Genomic DNA, 19,445 nt, shown 5'->3' on the forward strand with positions numbered 1-19,445 from the left:
CCTCGTGGCCACCTTGCTCTACCGGCTCGGCAAGACCGCCTACCGGCGCTGGCCGGTCTTCGTCGCCGGCTGGATCGTCGTGCTGGTCGGCATCGGCGCCTTCGCCGGCGCCTTCTCCAAGCCCATGACGGACAGCTTCACGATCCCGGGGATCCCCTCGGAGGAGGCCGCCGACCTCCAGGCCGAGCTGTTCCCGAGCAGCAAGGACGCCTTCGACCAGGCGACCGTCAACGTCGTCGTCGCGGCGCCCGAGGGCAAGACCCTGAGCGACCCGGGTGTGGCGAAGAAGGTCGAGGCACTGGTCGAGGAGCTCCGCGGGCTCCCGCAGGCCCCGGCCCCCGAGTCGATCGTCGACCCGGTCACCGCCGCGGCCGGCCAGGAGCAGGCGCTCCTCGACGCCGCCGAGAAGAACGGCACCGACCCCGAGGTCGCGAAGGAGAACGCCGCCGCGCTCACCCCGCTCTCCGAGGACGGCCGCGTCGGGCTGATCACCTTCGAGTACGACGTCGACACCGTCCTCGACGTCGAGCCCGAGACGCGCGAGGCGCTCGAGGAGGTCCTCGAGGACGCCCGTGACGGCGGGCTGGTCGCCGAGGCCAACGGCGCCGGCACCTCCGACACCGAGCTCCCCGGTGGCGCCTCGGAGCTCGTCGGCATCGCGTTCGCGCTCGTGGTCCTGCTGCTCACCTTCGGCTCGCTGGTCGCCGCCGGGCTCCCGATCCTCACCGCGATGGTCGGGGTCGGCATCGGCATCACCGGCATCACCGCGGCCACCGCCTTCGGCGACATCGGCTCCACCACGCCGACGCTCGCCACGATGATCGGCCTCGCCGTCGGCATCGACTACGCGTTGTTCATCCTGGCCCGCTACCGCAGCGAGCTCGAGCACACCGACGACCGCGAGGAGGCGGTCGGCATCTCCGTCGGTACGGCGGGCTCGGCCGTCGTCTTCGCCGGGCTGACGGTGATCATCGCTCTCGTCGCCCTGTGGGTCGTCCGGATCCCGTTCCTCACCAGCATGGGTGTCGCCGCCGGCGCGACCGTGGCCGTCGCCGTGCTCGTGGCGCTGACCCTGCTCCCCGCGATCCTCGGGATGTTGAAGTCGAAGGCGTTCGGAGGCCGGGTGCGCCGCTACACGCCGGAGCGCGACGCCCGGGGCCACGTGCTCAACAACGGCGTCCGGTGGGCCCGTACCGTCGGCAAGGCCCCGGTCCTCGCCGTCGTCGCGGTCGTCATCGCGCTCGGCGCGATCGCCATCCCGCTCAAGGACCTCCACCTCGCGTTCCCGACCGACTCCACCGCTTCCCCGGAGACCACGCAGCGCAAGGCGTCCGACCTGATCACCGACGCGTTCGGCCCGGGGCGGGAGAGCCCGATGCTGGTCGTCGTCGACGCCCGCGAGGCCGGGAGCCCCGAGGAGCAGGGCCAGGCGTTCGGTGCGGTGACCCAGTGGGTCGCCGAGCAGGACGACGTGCTCAACGCGCAGGTCGTCGCGGTCAACGAGGAGGGCAGCGGCGCCCAGGTGCTGGTCACCCCGCAGAGCGGCCCGGAGGACACCGCCACCCAGGAGCTGCTCGAGTCGCTCCGGGACGGCGAGGAGCAGATCGAGGCCGACACCGGCACGGACGTCGGCGTCACCGGCCTCACCGCCATCACGACCGACGTCTCGGACCGGCTCGCCGACGCGCTCCCGGTCTACCTCGCGGTGGTCATCGGGCTGGCCTTCATCCTGCTGATGCTGGTCTTCCGCTCGGTGCTGATCCCGCTCACCGCCACGCTCGGGTTCCTGCTGTCGGTGCTGGCCACCCTCGGCGCCACGGTCGCGGTGTTCCAGAAGGGCGCGTTCGGCTGGTTCGAGGGGCAGCCCATCGTCAGCTTCATGCCGATCTTCCTCATCGGCGTGGTCTTCGGGCTGGCGATGGACTACCAGGTCTTCCTGGTGACGCGGATCCGCGAGGCGCACATCCACGGGGCCTCGTTCCGCGAGGCGGTCGTCGACGGGTTCCGCAACAGCGCCCGGGTGGTCACCGCCGCGGCTCTGATCATGACCTCGGTGTTCGCCGCGTTCATGCTCATCGACGAGCCGATCATCAAGTCGATGGGGTTCGCCCTCGCCGTCGCGGTGCTCTTCGACGCCTTCGTGGTCCGGATGGTGCTGATCCCGGCGCTGCTCTACCTGATGCACGAGAAGGCGTGGTGGCTGCCGCGCTGGCTCGACCGGCTCCTCCCCGAGGTCGACGTCGAGGGCGAGAAGCTCGACCGGCCGCACCTCGAGGGCCACTACCGCACCGACGAGCCCCAGCTCGTCTCGTGAAGAATGGCGCGCATGACTGACCGCCCCGCACCTGTCGACCTCACCGCCCCCGTCACCTGGCGCCAGGTGGGTGAGTACGACGACATCCGCTACGAGACCACCGAGGACGGGATCGCCAAGATCACGATCTGCCGCCCCGAGGTGCACAACGCCTTCCGGCCGCAGACCCTGATCGAGGTCTCCCACGCCCTCGACCTGGCGCGGGAGGACGAGGCGGTCGGCGCGATCATCCTCACCGGTGAGGGCGACAAGGCGTTCTGCTCGGGCGGCGACCAGCGGGTCCGCGGCGACAGCGGCTACAAGACCCACGAGGGCGCGACGGGCCGGTTCCACGTGACCGACCTCCACGTCCAGATGCGGCGCTGCCCGAAGCCGATCGTGGCGATGGTGGCCGGCTGGGCGATCGGCGGCGGCCACGTGCTCCACCTGGTCTGCGACCTGACGATCGCGGCCGACAACGCCCGCTTCGGCCAGGTCGGTCCCAAGGTCGGCTCCTTCGACGGCGGCTTCGGCGCGAGCATCCTCAGCGACCTGGTCGGCCCGAAGAAGGCCAAGGAGATCTGGTTCCTCTGCCGGCAGTACGACGCCCAGCAGGCGCTCGACATGGGGCTGGTCAACACCGTCGTCCCGCTCGCCGACCTCGAGCGCGAGACGGTCCAGTGGTGCCGCGAGATGCTCCAGCTGTCGCCGTTCGCGCTGCGGCTGCTCAAGGCCAGCTTCCACGCCCACGAGGACGGGTACGCCGGGATCCAGCAGCTCGCCCACGACGCGAACCTGCTCTTCTACGGCTCGGAGGAGGCCCAGGAGGGGCGCGAGGCGTTCAAGGGGAAGCGGCGCCCCGAGTTCGAGCGGTTCCCCCGCCGCGCCTGATCCAGCCGTGCCGCGGGGTCGTCCCCGCCCGCGCGTGACATTGCGCCGATTTTCCCGAACTACCCACGCGGACGGGACCAAGGGCCCAGAATCGGACGCGGAGAGGAGTCACGTGTCCAGCACTGCGCCGATGACCAGCCGTCACGCCGACGAGCGTGCGGTCTGGCACACCCGCGCCCGGACCACGGCGCGTTGCCTCGCTGCCGCCGTCCTGGTGGTCGCGGTGGTCAACGCGCTCGGCTGGCTCCTGGAGCTCCACTGGATCATCGGGGCGGGCCCCGGGGCCGCGACGACGAAGATCAACGGCGCCCTGGCGCTCGGGTTCGTCGCGGTCGCCGTCCTCGCGCCGCGCCGCGTCGCCAAGCAGCTCCTGCTCGCGGGCGCGCTGGTGATCGGCGTCGTGACGCTGTCGCAGTACGCGTTCTCGGTCGACCTCGGGATCGACGAGCTCCTCGTCGACGACTGGGCCAGCGACGTGCGCCACCCCGGCCGCTCCTCGGAGAGCGCCGCGCTGTCGTTCATCGGGCTCGCCCTCGGCGGGCTGCTCGTGGTGGCCGATCGCCGCCGGTCGGCCCAGTGGGCGCTCGCCGTACCTCTCGTCCTCGGGATCTCCGCGCTCGTCAGCTACACCTACGGGCTCGACACGCTCACCAGCATCGGCACCTACTCCCAGATGTCGGCGGTCAACGCGCTGCTGATCGTGGCCTGCGCGCTCGCGCTCTGGCTGAAGGTCCCCTCCGGCGTCCTGCAGTGGCTCGCCTTCGGCCGTGACCCCGGTGCCCGGTTGCAGCGCTCGCTGGTGCCCGTCGCGGTCCTGCTGATCCCGTTCGCCGGGTGGGTGACCACCAAGCTGCAGCGCAACGGCACCTGGGACGCGGCGGCCGGGATGGCGGTCCTGGTGACCTTCGTCGGGGTCGTGGTGCTGGCGGTGGGGTACCGCGTCGGCAAGGCCGCCTACCGCATCGACCGCGAGCGCGACACCCTCCTCGAGGAGCTGCACCGCGTCAACAGCGTCCTCGAGGACTCGGTCCGGGCGCGGTCCCACCAGCTCAACCTGCAGCGCACCAAGCTGGCGCTGTTCGAGGAGCGCGACCGGATCGCCCGCGACCTCCACGACCGCGTCATCCAGCGGATCTTCGCCGCCGGGCTGCAGATGGCCGGGCTCAGCCGGACCGCCCGCAAGGAGGCCGCGGCCTCGGGCCGGACCGACTCCAAGCTCCCCGAGAACCTCGACACCGTGGCCCTCGAGCTCGACCTCGCGATCCGCGAGCTGCGCAACTCGATCTTCGAGCTGACCAGCGTCGGCGACCACGACAACATCGAGCAGGTGGTCCGCGACATCGCGGCCCGCGCCTCCCGGATCCTCGGCTCCATGCCCGCGGTGCAGGTGACCGGCCAGGTGGCCGGCGTCCCTGCCGAGCTGGTGGCGCAGTTCGCCTCGGTGATCCAGGAGGGGCTCTCCAACGTGGCCCGCCACGCCCGGGCGTCGTCGGTGACGGTGTCCTTCCACGGCGGCGACGACCACTACGAGGTCCGCATCGCCGACGACGGCGTCGGTCTCCCCGACCCGCTCCCGCGGAGCAGCGGCATCACCAACCTCACCGACCGGGCGCGCCAGTTCGGCGGCACCGCGACGTGGTCCGCGAACGAGGGCGGCGGGACGCTGGTCACGTGGCGCATCCCGAGGGCCGACGCCCAGCCGAGCCGGCTCGACGAGGCCGTCGACGAGGCCGTGCCCGACGAGTCCTACGACCCGGCGCGCGACCAGGCGGTCGCCTGACCCGCTAGGGGTAGCGCACCCCCGTCGCCTCCTCGGAGACCCTCCAGAGACCGGCGGCCTGCTGCTCGTCGAGCGCGGAGCGCGGCGGGGAGACCAGCACCGGCGGGCCGTTGAGCTCGAACGGGTGGCCCGGGCCGACGTAGCTGCCGCCCTCCAGCCCCGGCTCGACGGCCGCCCGGAGCTGCGGGAGCGCGCCCTGCTCCACGCCCTGCCCGACGAGCCGCGTGACGGCCACCGCCACGGCGCCGACGGGGGCGGGGCTGCTCCGGCCGATGCCGTTGTGGACCAGGTTCGTCACCGTGTAGCCGGGGTGCGCGGCGACCGCGGTCACCGGCAGCCGGGCCGCGCGTACCCGCCGGTCGAGCTCGAAGGTGAACAGCAGGTTCGCCAGCTTCGACTGTCCGTAGGCGCCCCACCGGCGGTACCGGGCCCCCGGGTCCCGCGGGTCGCGGAGCGAGACCCCGCGGACGCTGCGCGCCATGTGGGAGGAGACCGTGACGACCCGGCCGTCCCCGGACGCGACGAGCGCGTCGAGGAGCAGCCCGGTCAGCGCGAAGTGGCCGAGGTGGTTGGTCCCGAGCTGGAGCTCGAAGCCGTCCGCGGTCCGTTCGTACGGCGTCGCCATGACCCCCGCGTTGTTCACCAGCACGTCGAGGGGCCCGGCGGCGGACGCCTCCTCCGCGGCCCGGCGGACCGACGACAGGTCGGCGAGGTCGAGCCGGAGCGGCACCAGCCGGGCGCCGGGCACTTCCGCGCGGACGGCGTGCGCGGCGGCGTCGAGCTTCTCGGGGTCGCGTGCGGCCAGCACCACCTCGGCTCCGGCGCGGGCCAGCTCGCGGGCGGTCACCTCGCCGAGCCCGCTGGTCACGCCGGTCACGAGGGCGCGGCGGCCGGTCAGGTCCGGCACGTCCGCCAGGGTCCAGCGGGTCACGGGGTGACGGCCAGCGACGCGAGCACCCGGCGCGCCAGCGCCTCGTCGCCCTCGAGCTTCGCGTCGACGGCGTCGGCGGGACGGCGGCCGCCGGCCAGCACGGCGTAGTCCTCGAAGCCGAGGAGCACCCGGGCGTCAGGGGTGCCGGGCGGCTCGGCGAGCGCCGCTCCTCGTCCGTCGTCGCCGACGGTGGCGGCCAGGGTGCGGGTCACCGGGCCGGTCACCTCGAGCACCACGGTGGTGCCGACCGGCGCGCCGACCTTCTTGCCGAGGACGTAGGGGAGGCTGCGCGCGAACACGTCGGCGACGTGCTCGGCGGCGGGGGAGGTCATCCCGCCCGGACGCCCGGTGGCCCGCCGGATGTCCTGCTCGTGCATCCACAGGTCGAGCGGCCGGTTGCTGAGCAACGTCTGCCAGCTCCACCCGATCAGCCCGGCGAACCCGGGGCCGGGTGCCGAGGGGTCCGTCGGCGGGTCGGCCTGGAGGGCGGCGTACCGCGCGGCGACGCTCGACTCGAGCTCCTCGACGATCTTCGCGGCCGGCCACCCCCGGCGTACGACGCAGCCGGCCTCGGTGAACTGCCCCATCAGCCCCTTCACGTGCGGCGCCTCCGGTACCTCGACCTGCTCCTGCGGGTTGCCGGCCAGCTCGGACTCGAGGTGGGCCAGGTGGCTGGCGACGGCGCGGACGTCCCAGCCGGGGAGGTCGGTGGGCAGCTCCCACTCGTGGGGCTCGAGCGCGCGGAGCAGGGCGACGGCGTCCTGCGCCGCCCGGTGCCACACGTCGACGAGGTGGCGGAGGGGGTCGTGGGTGCTGGTCACGACCGGGAGCCTAGCCGTGCCCCTGCGCTGCGCCGCCGTGTCCAGCGCACGTCAAGGTGGCTGCAAGGGGCCGGGTCGACGGTCTCCCCATGACCCACGACACCTCTCCCCGTTCGGTCTCCCGGACCGTCTCTCGGACCTGGCGGCTCCTCCTCGTCGGCTCCGCCCTCACCGCCGTGGTGGGCGGCGGGATGCACCCCGACTCGGACGCCTCCGACCCGCTCCGCGAGCGGCTGGCCCAGATGACCGCCGACGACCAGTGGGTCCTCGGCCACGCGTTCATCGTCGTGAGCACGGCGCTGCTCGCACTCGGTCTGTGGACCGCCCGTCGGGACCTCCGCTGGTCGTCGTCGGTGCGCCGCGCGTTCGGCATCGCCGGGGTCGCGGTCGGGCTCTACGTGGTCGAGACGGTCGCCCACCTGGCGGCGGTCGTCGACTCCGACGCGCTCGCCGCGGGCGGGGCCGCGCCGGTGGCCTGGACGCACGTCGGGCTGAGCGCGGTCCTGTACCCGTTGAGCGGCTGGGCCGTCGCGATGCTGGCGCTCGCGACGGCGCGCGGGGCGAGCCTGCCCCGGCGTGCGGTCGCCGGGCTCGGGCTGCTCGCCGGCGTCGTGCACGCGGCGTCGATCCCGCTGATGCTGCTCCTGCCCGACCTCGAGGCGAGCCGGCTCTTCCCGGTCGCGGCGATCGCGCTGGCCTCGTGGACGCTCGCGACCGGTGTCCTCGGCGCGCCCGGGTCCTCGGGGGCGGCCTCGCCGGGGGTCCCGGAGCGGTCACCGCAGCCCGTGACCTGAGCCCCGGGACGGGAGGGGGCGGGGCGGCTAGCCTCCCCCCATGCTGGTCCGCGTGCTGGGCGACCTGGAGGTCGTGGTCGCCGGCCGGGTCGTGGACCTCGGCGGCCCCAAGCCGCGCACCCTCCTGGGCCAGCTGGTGGCCGCCGCCGGCCGGCCGGTCCCGGTGGAGCAGCTCATCGACCAGGTGTGGGGCGAGGAGCCGCCGGCGCGGGTGGAGGCGTCGCTCCAGTCGTACGTCGCCCGGCTCCGGCGGGCCCTCGAGCCCGACCGCGGCTCGGGGCGGCCGGGCGAGCTGCTCCGGACCCATGCGGGTGGCTACTCGCTCGACGTGCCGGCCGAGGCCGTCGACGCCCGCCGCTTCGCCGCGCTGGTCCGTGAGGCCCGCGACGCGGCGCCCGACGTGGCGGTGGGGCTGATCGAGGAGGCGCTGGACCTCTGGCGCGGTGAGCCGTACGCCGGGCTGACCGGCCCCTCCCTCGAGGCCGAGGCGACCCGGCTCGTCGAGCTCAGGACCGCCGCAGTGACCCGACTCTGGGAGCTCCGGCTGGCCCGCGGGGAGCACGCCGAGGCCGTCGCCGAGCTCGAGCAGCTGACCCGGCTCCACCCGCTCCGCGAGCAGCTCTGGGCGCTGCTCGCGCTGGCGTTGTACCGGGACTCCCGGCAGGCCGACGCGCTGGCCGCCCTCCGCCGGGTCCGGTCGGCCCTGGCCGAGGAGCTCGGGGTGGACCCGGGGCCGGAGCTGCGGGCGCTGGAGGAGGCGGTGCTGCGCCAGGACCCCGCACTGGACCTGCCGGCGGCCGCGACTGTGTCGGCGCCAGCCTTGGTTCCGGCCGCCGAGCCCGTCGCGGCTGCGCCCGCCTCGGCGCCCTTGCTCCACGGGCGCCTCGAGTGGCTGGCCGAGGTCGAGCGGGTGCTCGACGAGGCGGCCGCCGGCCGTGGCCGCACCGTGGTGGTGAGCGGGGAGCCGGGCATCGGCAAGACCCGGTTCACCGAGGCGGTCGGCGAGCTGGCCACGGCGCGCGGCTTCCGCACCGGCCGCGGGACCTGGGAGCCGGAGGCCTGCCCTGCGCTGTGGGGATGGAGCCGGGCGCTCACCCAGGCGCTGGGCAGCCCGCACCTCCTCGCCGCGGCGTCCGAGGACGCCGGTGACGTCGCCTCGGCCGTGTTCCGCCAGGCCGACGCCGTCCTCGCCGGGCTCGCGGACGGGCGGCCCTCGCTCCTCGTCCTCGACGACGTGCACTGGGCCGACGCCGCCAGCCTGCGGCTGCTCCGGCGGCTCGCGGCCGAGCTGGCCGCGGTGCCGGTCGTCCTCGTCGTCGCCCTCCGCAACGCACCGGCCGAGATCGGCGGACCGGTGGCCGACGTGCTCGCCGCCCTCGCCCGGCTGGACCCGCTCCGCGTCGAGCTCGCCGGGCTCCCCGCCGACGCGGTGCAGCGGTGGGTGGCCGAGCACGCCGGGCTCACCGTCGGTCCCGAGGTCGCCGCGGAGCTGGTCGCCCGCACCGACGGCAACCCCTTCTACGTCACCGAGCTCGTCCGGCTGCTCGTCGCCGAGGGCGCCCTCGGCGACCTGCGCGCCCCGGCCTGGCGGGCGGTGCCGCGCGGCGTCCGCGACGTCGTCCGGCAGCGGCTCGCGTCCCTGCCCGCGTCGAGCGTCGAGGTGCTCACCACCGCCGCGGTCGCCGGCCGGTCGTTCGACCTCGCCGTCGTCGCGCGGGTGGTCGACGACGACGTGGCCGTCGAGGAGGCGGTCGAGAGCGCGCTGGTGCTCGACCTGGTTGGGGAGGAGGGGCCCGACCGCTACCGGTTCAGCCATGCGCTCGTCCGCGACGCCGTCCGGCCGCGCGCACGCGAAGGTCGCCGCGGCGCTCGAGGAGGTGCACGGAGGCCGGGTCCGCGAGCACGCCGCCGAGCTGGCCGAGCACTACCGGCTCGCGGGTCCGGCGTACGCCCGCAGTGCCTGGCACTTCGCGCTCCGTGCCGGGGAGGCCGCCGCGGCCGGGGCCGAGCACGACGAGGCGCTCCGGCTGCTCACCGAGGCGGCCGTGCTGCAGGGGGGCGACCCGACGGTCGAGCCGGCCGAGCGGGAGACCGTGCTCCGCGGCCGGGCCCGGGCCCTGACCCGCGTCGCCCGCCCCCTCGAGGCGTGGGAGCCCGCCGCCGAGGCGGCACGGTCGGCGCTCGCGCGCCGCGACGGGGCGGCGGCCGCCGAGGCGCTGCTGACCGTCACCGAACGGGTCGTCTGGGGGTGGCGCACGCACCCGACCTGGGACGACGAGGCGATCGAGCTCTGGCAGACCGTGCTCGAGCAGCAGCCCCGCGAGGACGTGCTCACCCGGGCACGGATCAACGCGGCGATCGCGGTGGAGATGCTGTACCGCCCCGGCTCCGCCCACCGGGCGACGGTGCTGGCGGACCAGGCGGTCGCGATGGTGCGCTCGACGGGGCGGCGCGGCCACGCCGAGCTGCAGGTGCTGCGGCTGGCCCAGATGGCGCTGCTCAGGCCCGACCTGCTGCACCACCGCGCTGCGCTGCGCGACGAGATCGTCTCGCTGGCCCTCGAGGTCGGCGACCCGATCGACGTCGCCGCCGCGCTGACCGCCCGCGCGCAGGACCTCGGGGAGCTCGGCCGGCTGCAGGAGATGCAGTCCGACGTGGTGCGCGCCCACGAGCTCGCCGTACGCCACCACCTGCCGCAGAACATCGTCGTCTCCGGCTGGTGCCTGTCCCTGCGCAAGCAGGTCGACGGCGACCTCGCGGGCGCCGAGCAGGACATCGCCGAGATCGAACGGTTCCAGGCGACGCTCGCGATGTCCGGTGTGGGGATCGAGGTCAGCCAGCGGGCCAACCTCCGGGACGTCGAGGGACGGCTGGGGGAGATGGAGCCCCACCTGCGCCGGGCCGCGCCGTACCACCCGGCCTTCCGCGAGCTGCACGCCCTCTCGCTGCTCCGCGCCGGTCGCGTCGACGAGCTGCGGCTGCTGCTGGGGTCGTACGACGAGCAGCCGGCGTTCTCGTTCGACTACATGTGGCTGCCGTACATGGCGGTCCGCGCCGAGGTCTGGTCCGGGCTCGGGGACGCGGCCGCCGCGGCGCGGATGTACGACGAGCTGCTGCCGTACGGGGACCGGCTGGCGTACTCCGTCCCCGTCGCCTTCCGCGGCAGCATGCACCTCGCCCTCGGCGAGCTCGCCCGGGTCGCCGGGGACCCGACCGCCGCGGCCCGGCACCTCGAGATGGCCCTGCAGGTGCACCGGGAGCTCGGGCTGGCCCACTGGGTCGGGCGGACCGAGGAGGCGTTGACCCGACTGGCCGGCACCGTCGTCGGCTGAAGGTCTCCTCCTCGCGCGCTCAACACCATCCAGGCGTGCCACGAGGGCCAGGTCAGGGGGTCGGCGTCCCGTGGATCCGCTCGGCGTACTTCCGGAACGCCCGCCGCGCGAGCCTCGGTACCAGCACCCGGACCGGCAGGGGAGCCGGCGCCAGCATCTCGGCGATGACGGCGGGGTCGCCTTCGTACTGGTACATCCCGAACGTCAGCGCCAGCTCCTTGCGCGGCGTGCTCGCCCGTCCGGCATCGCCCATCGCGTCCCACTCCGCCTGCTTCATGGTGCGCGCGGCGATCGGCAGCAGCCGCTGCTCCTCGGCGTCGAGGTGCTCGATGAGGTGGACGTGGAGCTCGTCGAGGAGGTCGGCCACCTGGTCGCGGACCTCGGCCCCGGCGGACGAGCGGAACGTCGGCAGCAGCCCGCCGATCCGCTGGATCAGCCCGTCGACCCGCTCGTGCTGGGACTCCATGAGGTGCACGATCGGCGCGAGCTCGTCGGGGACGCGCTCGAGCAGCTTCGGCCACATCAGCTCGTCCTCGATGGTGTGGTGGTGGTGCAGGTGCCGGGTCAGGAACTCCACGTGGTCGGCGACCACGGCGGCCCGCCGCAGGTCGCCGGCGGTGACACCGCGGACCACCCCACCGGCGAGGCGGAACTCGCGGCGGTGGAAGGTGTGCAGGGTCGGCATGACGCTGGTGTCGACGAGGGCGCCGGTCTGGCCGTGGCTGGTGGTGGACATCGTTTCTCTCTCCTGGTGGTCGGTGGACGTGACCACCGTGGGACCGGGCTCTTGCAACCACCTTGAGCGCTGGTTGCACCCGTCACAGTGGGCCGGAGGTCCCGCGCGGCCTGGTAGGCTGGCCCCAGAGGCCGCAGCGTTTCGCGCGGCCTTCTTTCATGTCGCCCGGTGTGGGGCGCCCTCTGCGGCGCGGACCAGTGATCGGGCTCGACCCGAGAAGAGCTCCGTGTCCGTCGTACCGCTGCCTGTCCCTGCCGTCCCCACCTTCGAGTCCTTCGGGCTGCCCCGCAAGGTGCTCGCCGCCCTCGTGCTCGAGGACATCGAGACCCCCACCCCCGTCCAGTCCGCCGTCATCCCCGACGCGCTCGCCGGCCACGACGTGCTCGGCCGCGCGCAGACCGGCTCCGGGAAGACCCTCGCCTTCGGCATCCCGGTCGTCGCCCGGCTCGCGGGGGAGAAGAGCCGGATCAACCGTCCGCGGGCGATCATCATCGTCCCGACCCGCGAGCTCGCCGGCCAGGTCGAGCGGTCGATGGAGCTGGTGGCGCGGGCGGTGAAGCTGAAGCTCGCGACGGTGTACGGCGGCACGCGGTACGACCGCCAGGTGCAGCAGCTCCGCCAGGGCACCGACATCGTCGTGGCCACGCCGGGCCGGCTCCGCGACCTGATCGACAAGGGGATCCTGCAGACCGACGACGTGCAGGTGACCGTGCTCGACGAGGCCGACCACCTCTGCGACCTCGGGTTCTTCCCGGAGGTCGACGAGCTGCTGTCGCTGACCCCCGAGGGCGCGCAGCGGCTGCTGCTCAGCGCGACCCTCGACGGCGACGTCGACGTGCTCGTGAAGAAGCACCTGCGCGACCCGCGGCTCCACGAGCTCGACAGCTCCTCGGCGAGCGTCACGACGATGGACCACCACGTCCTGACCGTCGGCGGGTTCCGCGACAAGGTGGCCGCGGCCGTCGCGCTCGTCGAGGCGAACCCGCGCTCGATCGTCTTCACCCGCACCCGCGAGGGCGCCACCGAGCTCCGCGACGCCCTCGCCGAGCAGGGCGTCAACGCCGTCGACCTGCACGGCAACCTGTCGCAGCGGGTCCGGGAGCGGAACCTCGAACGGTTCTCCACCGGCCGCGCCCAGGCCGTGGTCGCCACCGACGTCGCCGCCCGCGGCATCCACGTCGACGGTGTCGGGCTGGTCGTCCACTTCGACCCGCCGACCGATCCGAAGGCGTACCTCCACCGCTCCGGGCGCACCGCCCGCGCCGGCGAGTCCGGTGCGGTGGTCACGATCGCCACCCTGCGCCAGCTCACGAGCGTCGCGCAGCTGCAGCGGACGGCCGGCGTCGAGGCGCGCCACCACGACGTGCGTACGGCGCCCTCGCCCATGACCGCGGAGGCGCTCGCCTCCTCCGGCACCCTCAAGGCCCCGGCCCGCAAGAAGGCCGGCGGTCCCCAGGGCCCGCGGGGCGGGTACGCCGGGAAGGGGCGCCGTCGCGACGAGCGCCCCGGCCGTCGTGGCGGCCGCCCGGCGCGCCCCTCGACGGCCCGCGCCCGCCGCGGCTGACCGAGCCAGCCCCACCGTTCATGTCCGTGCGCACCTCCTGAGGCCGGATCACCTGCGCACCGACATGAACGCGGTGGCCGCCCCCGGTTAGGTTCGGGCCATGGAACCGACCACCGCGCAGCACCGCGACGAGCGTCCCCCCGTCCTCGTCGTCGCCAACGTCAGCGACCCCGACGCCGGTTACGTCGGCGACCGGTTCGTCGAGCGCGGCTTCGTGCTGGAGCCGGTGTGGCGCGACAAGGCGGTGCCGTCCGCGGTGCCGCCGGAGGCCGCGGCCGTCCTGCTGCTCGGCTCGGCGTGGTCGGTCGCCGACCCGGTCGCCCCGGAGGCGCTCGAGGCGGAGTGTGCGCTCGTCCGCTCGGCGACCGCGGCGGGGGTGCCGGTGCTCGGCCTCTGCTACGGCGCCCAGGTGCTCGCCCACGCCTTCGGCGGACGGGTCCGTACGGCGACCACGCCGGAGGTCGGGCTGGTGCAGGTCGAGACCACCGACTCCTCGCTCGTCCCGGCCGGCCCGTGGTGGGAGTTCCACAGCGACGTGATCGACCTGCCTCCGTCGGCGGAGCTCCTGGCCAGCAACGGCTGCGGGGTCCAGGCCTTCACCGTGCCCGGCGCCCTCGCGGTGCAGTTCCACCCCGAGGTCCGGCCCGAGGTGCTCGAGGACTGGTTCCGCCGGGCCCCGTTCATGCTGGAGGGCGTGGAGGAGCCGCCGGAGGCGCTCGTGGCCCTCGCGACCGACCGGGAGGAGCAGTCCCGCGCCGCGGCGTACGCACTCGTCGACGACTTCCTGGCCCGCTTCTCCTGATCAGGGGCCGACCAGGGTCTCTCCGGATGGGGTTCCGGCGACCGGCGACGCACGCTGGAAGGAGACCACACAGGAGGAAACCATGGGCACCGTCCACGACAGCATGCAGCGCCGCGGCCTCGTCCGCCCCCGCCACGGCCGGATCGTCGCCGGCGTGTGCGCCGGGCTGGCGCACCGGTTCGGCATCGACCCGTGGGCCGCGCGGCTGCTCTTCCTCGCGCTGCTCCTCATCCCCGGCAGCCAGCTGATCCTCTACCCGGTCCTCTGGATCGTGATGCCGGCCGAGGAGCGGTACGCCGGCTGACCGGCCGCCACCTCGAGCCGGGGCCACCCCGCCAGGTCGCGCAGCAGCTGCCGGTCGTGGGTGGCCAGGACGACGGCCGCGTCGGCCTGCTCGAGCGCGGCCACCAGCTCGTCCACCAGCGTGAGCGAGAGGTGGTTGGTCGGCTCGTCGAGCACCAGCACGTCGGGGCGCCCGGCCAGGCACAGGGCCAGCTCGAGCCGGCGCTGCTGGCCCTGGGACAGCCGGTCGACCGGCGTACGACGGGCCTCCGCGTCGAGCAGCCCGAGCCCCCCGAGCCCCACGGCCTCGGCAGGGTCGAGCCGCCCCTCCGCCACGAGCCGGTCGACGTGCCGGGTGTACGCCTCCGCCACCGTCGATCTCCCGTGGGCCGACGACTCCTGCGCGACGTACCCCACCCGCGCCCCGGCGGACCGTCGCACCTCACCGGAGGTGGGGGCGAGGCGGCCGGCCAGCAGCCCGAGCAGCGTGGACTTCCCGCCCGCCGTTCGGGCCGGTGACCAGCAGCCGGTCCCCGGCGCGCACCTCGACCGAGGTGGGGGCCAACCGCCCCTCGACCGTCGCGTCGACCGCGACCACGACGTCCCGGCCCCGGCGCCCGCCGAGCGCCGGCATCGCGAACCTCAACGGTGGTGGCAGCACCGTCACCTGGTGGGCGTCGAGCCGGGCCTGCTGCCGGTTCACCGCCCGTACGACGCCGGGCGCGCGGGTCTGACGCTGGTGCTTCGGCGTCCCCTTCTCGGGCCGCCAGCCGTCGACGAGGCGGGACCGCGCCTGCTCCAGCGACGTGACCAGCCGTTGCCGTTCGAGCAGCTGCGCGGCGTGCTCCTGCTCCCAGGCCGCCCGTTCGCGCTCGCGCCCGGCGCGCCACCCGTCGTACCCGCCGCCGAAGAGCCGCGGCCGGCCGTCCCTGGTGGGGTCGAGGTCGAGCACCTCCTCGGCGGTGTCGCGCAGCAGCGCGCGGTCGTGGCTGACGAGCACGACCCCGCCCGCGTGGCCGCGCACCCGTTCGGTGAGGAACGCGAGCCCGCCGGCGTCGAGGTGGTTGGTGGGCTCGTCGAGGAGGAGCAGGTCGAGCGTGGTGCCGAGCAGGGCAGCGAGCCGGACCCGGTACCGCTCGCCGACCGAGAGGGTGATCAGGGGCCGTTCGCGGTCGGCGCAGGCGTCGAGCGCCTCGAGCGCCACGTCGACCTGACGCTCGGCGTCCCAGGCGTCGAGGGCCTCGCACCGCTCGAGCGCGGCGGCGTACGCGTCGTCGGCGCCCGGCGGACCCGAGGCGAGGGCCGCGGCCGCGACGTCGAGCCCGGCGAGCGCGGTGCGGGCGCCGAGGAGCGCGCCGTCGAGCAGGGTGCCGACGGTGGCGCCCTCCGCGACCTCGAGCTCCTGGTCGGCGATGCCGAGGCTGCCGACCCGGCGCACGGTGCCGGCGTCCGGGGTGAGCCGTCCGGCGAGCACGTGGAGCAGGGTCGTCTTGCCGCGGCCGTTCTCGCCGACGACCGCGAGACGGCTGCCGGGCGCGACGGTCAGGTCGACGTGGTCGAGCACGCGTCGGCCGCCGCGGGTGACGGTGACGCCGCCGGCAGTGAGCTGCGCCCGACCACCGGCAGGGGTCGCGGTGTCGAGGAGGAAGGGGGCGGGCTGCGAGGCGGCCGGACGGGCCGCAGAGGGTCGGTGCACGAGAGGTCTCCGCTGGAGCGAGGGGAGCCGGGTACGGCGAGAGGCCGCCCGGCGTGGACGCCGTGGACGGCAGCGGAGAGGACGAGGTCGTGCGCTGCCGTCAGGCGGCGGTGCGGAGCCTCATCGATGCGGTGTGCATGCGTCCACGGTACCGAGCGTCCCCGCGCCGCTCCACGGGATTTCCGCCGGCCGGAGAACCCTGATCTGCACAGGACCTCCACACCGCGCGCACCCGTCCCGACCAGCGGCGCTCCTAGCGTCGTCACCATGAAGCGCCCCTACCTGCTGGCCCTCGGGCTCACCCTGTTCACCGCGCTGTTCCTGGTCTACGGGATCGGCGCGCTCGGGATCATCGGCGACGGCGGACGTCCCGACCGGCTCTACCTCGGCGTCCTCGGCGTGGTGCTCCTCGGTGCGCTCGCCTCCCGGCTGCGGGCCACCGGCATGGCGCTGACCACGCTCGGCGCCGCGGCCGCGTGCGGTGTCGTCGCGGTCGTCGCGCTGCTCCTCGGGTACGCCGACGAGCCGGGCGCCTCGGCGCTGGAGATCCTCGGGCTCAACGCGATGTACGGCGCCCTGTTCGGCGCGGCAGCCTGGCTCTTCCACCGGGCGACCCCGTCGGCCGTCGACCGATGAGTCGGACCCCGGCCGTTCGTCCACTGCCACATGGGGACGACGCGTGACGTCTGGCCGCTGGTGCACACCGAGCGGGCGGCACTGCTGGACGAGCTGGCCGAGCTCGACGACGAGCAGTGGGAGCAGCCGTCGCGGCTCGTCGAGGAGGTCGTGCACGGCGAGGACGTCCGCCGCCCCCTCGGGCTGCGCCACGCCTACGCCGACGAGGCCGTCTCGCGGGCGCTCCGGCTGGAGGCGCGCACGCCGGTCTCGTTCGGCGGTGGCAAGGAGCGGGTGGCCGGTCTGCGGCTGGTGGCCGCGGACCACGGCACGACGCTGGGTGACGGCCCCGAGGTCCGTGGTCCTGCCCTGTCGCTGCTCCTCGTCGTGAGCGGTCGCCGGGTCGCGCTCGACGACCTCGAGGGCCCCGGCGTGGCCGCACTGGCCGCGCGGGGCTGACAGGGCAGGGTCGCCGGGCCGTGAGGGCTAGGGTGCCGCGACCGGCTCCTCCACCACCACGTGCTCGACCGGGACGTAGAACCGGTCGCGCGCCTCCTCCACGACGCCGTGCCGCAGCCACCGCGAGCTGCCCTCGCGCTGGGTGGAGATCACCACGAGGTCCGGCCGGAACTCCTGGATCGCCGCCTCCATCGCCACCAGCGGCGTCGCGTCGCCGAGCTCGCCGCGCACGTCGAGCCCCTGCTCCCGGAGCTGCGCGACGGTCTCGTCGAGCCGCTCGCGGGCCGCCTCGACCGACAGCTCCGCCGCCCCGTCCTCCGGCGGCGCGCTGCCTCGGCGCCCCTGCGTGGGGACGGACGGGCGGGCGGGGACGACGACCAGGTGCTCGGCCCGGTCGCTGCCGTCGAGCCCGTGCAGCGCGTCGTGCAGCGTGTCCGCGACCAGCGTCCGGTTGGCGACGACGAGCACCCGGCGGGGGCGGTTCTTCTCGAGCAGCTCGTCCGCCGAGACCGAGCCGCCGCGCCAGCGGGTGACGGCGTACAACCCCAGGACGACGGCCCACGACAGCAGGCTCAGCAGCAGCTGGGAGCGGGTGTCGTCCTTGACCGCCATCTGCACCAGCACCGCCAGGATCCCCGCGGCCGCGACGACCGTGAGCACCGGGTAGAGCCACATCTTCACGACCAGCTGGTCCTTCGGGGTGCGGCGGCGGAGCACCAGCTGGGACAGGGCGATCAGCAGGTAGACGAAGAGGATCACCGCACCGGAGGAGTTCAACAGGAACAGGAAGACGGTGTCCGGCGAGACGTACGCCGCGATGACGCTCAGGAACCCCACGACCGTGGAGGCGAGGATCGCCCACACCGGCACGCCCCGGCGGTTCACGTGCACCAGCTTCATCGGCGCCTCCCGCCGCGCGGAGAGCACGAAGAGCATCCGGGAGGCGGTGTAGAGCCCGGAGTTGAGGCAGGAGAGCACGGCGGTGAGCACCACCGCGTTCATGATGTGGTCGGCGTAGGGGATCCCCATCTCGTCGAAGGCCGCGACGTACGGCGACGCGCCGAGCTCGCCGTCGTCCCACGGCAGGATGCAGACCAGCAGGAACACCGACCCGACGAAGAAGGTCAGCACGCGGACGATCACCGACTGGGTCGCGCGTGCGATGGCGCGGGCCGGGTCCTTCGACTCCGCGGCCGCGACGGTGGCGATCTCGGCGCCGACCATCGAGAAGACGACGACCACGATGCTGGAGAAGATCGCGCCGGCACCGTTGGGCATGAACCCGCCGTGGTCGGTCAGGTTGGAGAAGTTGAGCCCCTCTCCGGGCCAGAGCCCGAGCACGTACAGCGTGCCGAGGGCGAGGAAGGCCATGATCGCGAAGACCTTCAGCCCGGCGAACCAGTACTCGAACTCGCCGTACGACCCGACGGAGACGAGGTTCGTCGCGGTCATGAGCACCATCAGCCCTAGCGAGAGCAGCCAGAGCGGGGCGTCGAACCAGAAGGTCAGGATCTTGGCGCCGGCGACCGCCTCGAAACCGACGACGATCACCCAGAAGTACCAGTAGAGCCAGGCGGCGGAGAACCCCGCCCAGCCGCCGAGCGCCATCCGGGCGTAGTCGGAGAACGAGCCTGTCGACGGGTTCGCCGCGGCCATCTCGCCGAGCATGCGCATCACGAGGACGATCAGCGACCCTGTGACGAGGTAGCTCAGGAACGCAGCCGGCCCGGTCTGGTTGATCACCACGCCGGACCCGACGAAGAGCCCCGCGCCGATGACCCCGCCGATCGCGATCATCGTGAGGTGCCGCTGCTTCAGCCCCTTCTGGAGCTGCTGTGCTTCTTGCTCGACCATCAGCCACCGCCTCGGTGTCCGGGTCCGTCGCTCCGGCGGACCGGCTGACGGCTCAGATACCCGCTCCCGGGCCGGGCGGAACCAGGTCGGCGCGGTGGCTCAGTCGGCGGGGTGGGCCGGCGGGTGGGCCGGGGTCTGGGTGTAGAGGGCGAGCCGCCACTGGCCGTCGATCCGGACGTAGGTGCTGGTCATCGCGGCGACGATGCTCGGCCCCTCGTCACGGTGCGCGGTGCCGACGTACACCAGGGCGGTCGCGTCACGCCCGACCGGCACCTGCCGCAACCCGCTGATCTCGTACGACGCCCACGGCGGCGCGTCCCGGAGGGAGGCGACGACCTCGTCGCGGCCCATCACCTGGCCGTTCGCCAGCACCATCAGGCCGTCCGGGGTCATCACCCGGCCGTAGAACTCGCTGCCCGTGCCGGTGCACAGCGCGTGCCACCCCTCGTGCTCCAGGTGTTCCAGCTCGTCCTTCATGCACCGACCGTAGCCACCCCGCCGAGCCGTCGCATCTTGGCGCCGAAAACGGGCCGAGCCGTCGCATCTTCACGAGGAAGTTGCGACGGCTCGGCGGCGTCAGGCGGTGAAGACGCGA

General features: G+C 74.3%; 17 protein-coding genes and 1 pseudogene. 11 read left to right on the plus strand and 7 right to left on the minus strand.

Annotated elements, in window-relative coordinates; all coding sequences use genetic code 11:
- The first annotated feature begins 4 nt into the window (after positions 1-4).
- The 3 genes from FIP57_RS11615 to FIP57_RS11625 all read left to right on the plus strand — a co-directional run bounded on the left by FIP57_RS11615 (position 5) and on the right by FIP57_RS11625 (position 4,964).
- Positions 5-2,314, plus strand: coding sequence for an MMPL family transporter (locus FIP57_RS11615; protein ID WP_148573648.1), 2,310 nt, complete (start codon positions 5-7; stop codon positions 2,312-2,314).
- Positions 2,315-2,326: 12 nt separating this feature from the next.
- Entirely contained in the window at positions 2,327-3,184 is an 858-nt protein-coding gene (menB, locus tag FIP57_RS11620; RefSeq protein ID WP_148573649.1) for a 1,4-dihydroxy-2-naphthoyl-CoA synthase, read from the plus strand.
- A gap of 112 nt (positions 3,185-3,296) precedes the next feature.
- A complete protein-coding gene (locus tag FIP57_RS11625; protein WP_148573650.1) occupies positions 3,297-4,964 on the plus strand; it encodes a sensor histidine kinase in 1,668 nt (555 codons plus the stop codon).
- Between the two features lie 4 nt (positions 4,965-4,968).
- Here the strand turns inward: FIP57_RS11625 and FIP57_RS11630 are convergent, their stop codons facing one another.
- Both FIP57_RS11630 and FIP57_RS11635 read right to left on the minus strand, forming a co-directional pair.
- Positions 4,969-5,895: an oxidoreductase gene (locus tag FIP57_RS11630; protein ID WP_148573651.1), complete on the minus strand. Its 927-nt coding sequence runs from the start codon at positions 5,893-5,895 to the stop codon at positions 4,969-4,971.
- Positions 5,892-6,716: a maleylpyruvate isomerase family mycothiol-dependent enzyme gene (locus tag FIP57_RS11635; protein WP_148573652.1), complete on the minus strand. Its 825-nt coding sequence runs from the start codon at positions 6,714-6,716 to the stop codon at positions 5,892-5,894. The genes FIP57_RS11630 and FIP57_RS11635 overlap by 4 nt, the downstream gene beginning before the upstream one ends.
- A gap of 89 nt (positions 6,717-6,805) precedes the next feature.
- Between FIP57_RS11635 and FIP57_RS11640 the strand changes: the two genes are divergently transcribed.
- The 3 genes and pseudogenes from FIP57_RS11640 to FIP57_RS11655 all read left to right on the plus strand — a co-directional run bounded on the left by FIP57_RS11640 (position 6,806) and on the right by FIP57_RS11655 (position 10,842).
- Positions 6,806-7,510, plus strand: a complete 705-nt coding sequence (locus tag FIP57_RS11640) for a hypothetical protein (protein WP_148573653.1) — start codon at positions 6,806-6,808, stop codon at positions 7,508-7,510.
- Positions 7,511-7,550: 40 nt separating this feature from the next.
- Positions 7,551-8,813: pseudogene (locus tag FIP57_RS24520) on the plus strand (BTAD domain-containing putative transcriptional regulator); the annotation flags it as partial.
- A 511-nt stretch (positions 8,814-9,324) separates the two neighbouring features.
- Positions 9,325-10,842, plus strand: coding sequence for an ATP-binding protein (locus FIP57_RS11655; protein ID WP_148573654.1), 1,518 nt, complete (start codon positions 9,325-9,327; stop codon positions 10,840-10,842).
- 52 nt (positions 10,843-10,894) lie between these two features.
- Here FIP57_RS11655 and FIP57_RS11660 read toward each other — a convergent pair whose 3' ends face one another.
- Positions 10,895-11,578, minus strand: coding sequence for a hemerythrin domain-containing protein (locus FIP57_RS11660; RefSeq protein WP_148573655.1), 684 nt, complete (start codon positions 11,576-11,578; stop codon positions 10,895-10,897).
- Between the two features lie 226 nt (positions 11,579-11,804).
- Here FIP57_RS11660 and FIP57_RS23650 point away from each other — a divergent pair, with 226 nt between their 5' ends.
- From FIP57_RS23650 to FIP57_RS11680, 3 genes are all read left to right on the plus strand, one after another.
- Complete coding sequence (locus FIP57_RS23650) at positions 11,805-13,142, plus strand: DEAD/DEAH box helicase (RefSeq protein WP_238993413.1); 1,338 nt, start codon at positions 11,805-11,807, stop codon at positions 13,140-13,142.
- 100 nt (positions 13,143-13,242) lie between these two features.
- Positions 13,243-13,944 (plus strand): type 1 glutamine amidotransferase, encoded by a 702-nt coding sequence (locus FIP57_RS11675; RefSeq protein WP_148573656.1) that lies wholly within the window; start codon positions 13,243-13,245, stop codon positions 13,942-13,944.
- An 82-nt stretch (positions 13,945-14,026) separates the two neighbouring features.
- Positions 14,027-14,248: a PspC domain-containing protein gene (locus tag FIP57_RS11680; RefSeq protein WP_148573657.1), complete on the plus strand. Its 222-nt coding sequence runs from the start codon at positions 14,027-14,029 to the stop codon at positions 14,246-14,248.
- Here FIP57_RS11680 and FIP57_RS24010 read toward each other — a convergent pair.
- Both FIP57_RS24010 and FIP57_RS11690 read right to left on the minus strand, forming a co-directional pair.
- Complete coding sequence (locus FIP57_RS24010) at positions 14,197-14,667, minus strand: ATP-binding cassette domain-containing protein (protein WP_238993414.1); 471 nt, start codon at positions 14,665-14,667, stop codon at positions 14,197-14,199. The two genes, FIP57_RS11680 and FIP57_RS24010, sit on opposite strands and share 52 nt — an antisense overlap.
- A 1-nt stretch (position 14,668) precedes the next feature.
- A complete protein-coding gene (locus FIP57_RS11690; protein ID WP_238993415.1) occupies positions 14,669-15,922 on the minus strand; it encodes an ATP-binding cassette domain-containing protein in 1,254 nt (417 codons plus the stop codon).
- Between the two features lie 267 nt (positions 15,923-16,189).
- Here FIP57_RS11690 and FIP57_RS11695 point away from each other — a divergent pair, with 267 nt between their 5' ends.
- Together FIP57_RS11695 and FIP57_RS11700 are read left to right on the plus strand one after the other, a co-directional pair.
- Complete coding sequence (locus FIP57_RS11695) at positions 16,190-16,558, plus strand: hypothetical protein (protein ID WP_148573659.1); 369 nt, start codon at positions 16,190-16,192, stop codon at positions 16,556-16,558.
- Between the two features lie 30 nt (positions 16,559-16,588).
- Positions 16,589-16,996 carry a maleylpyruvate isomerase mycothiol-dependent enzyme family protein gene (locus FIP57_RS11700; RefSeq protein WP_148573660.1) on the plus strand — a complete coding sequence of 136 codons (408 nt, stop codon included), beginning with the start codon at positions 16,589-16,591 and terminating at the stop codon, positions 16,994-16,996.
- 27 nt (positions 16,997-17,023) lie between these two features.
- Here FIP57_RS11700 and FIP57_RS11705 read toward each other — a convergent pair whose 3' ends face one another.
- Positions 17,024-18,850 (minus strand): amino acid permease, encoded by a 1,827-nt coding sequence (locus FIP57_RS11705; RefSeq protein WP_148573661.1) that lies wholly within the window; start codon positions 18,848-18,850, stop codon positions 17,024-17,026.
- Positions 18,851-18,949: 99 nt separating this feature from the next.
- Complete coding sequence (locus FIP57_RS11710; RefSeq protein ID WP_148573662.1) at positions 18,950-19,327, minus strand: nuclear transport factor 2 family protein; 378 nt, start codon at positions 19,325-19,327, stop codon at positions 18,950-18,952.
- Positions 19,328-19,445: the final 118 nt, after the last annotated feature.

This window comes from Nocardioides caldifontis (assembly GCF_008087345.1).
Taxonomy (GTDB): domain Bacteria; phylum Actinomycetota; class Actinomycetes; order Propionibacteriales; family Nocardioidaceae; genus Marmoricola_A; species Marmoricola_A caldifontis.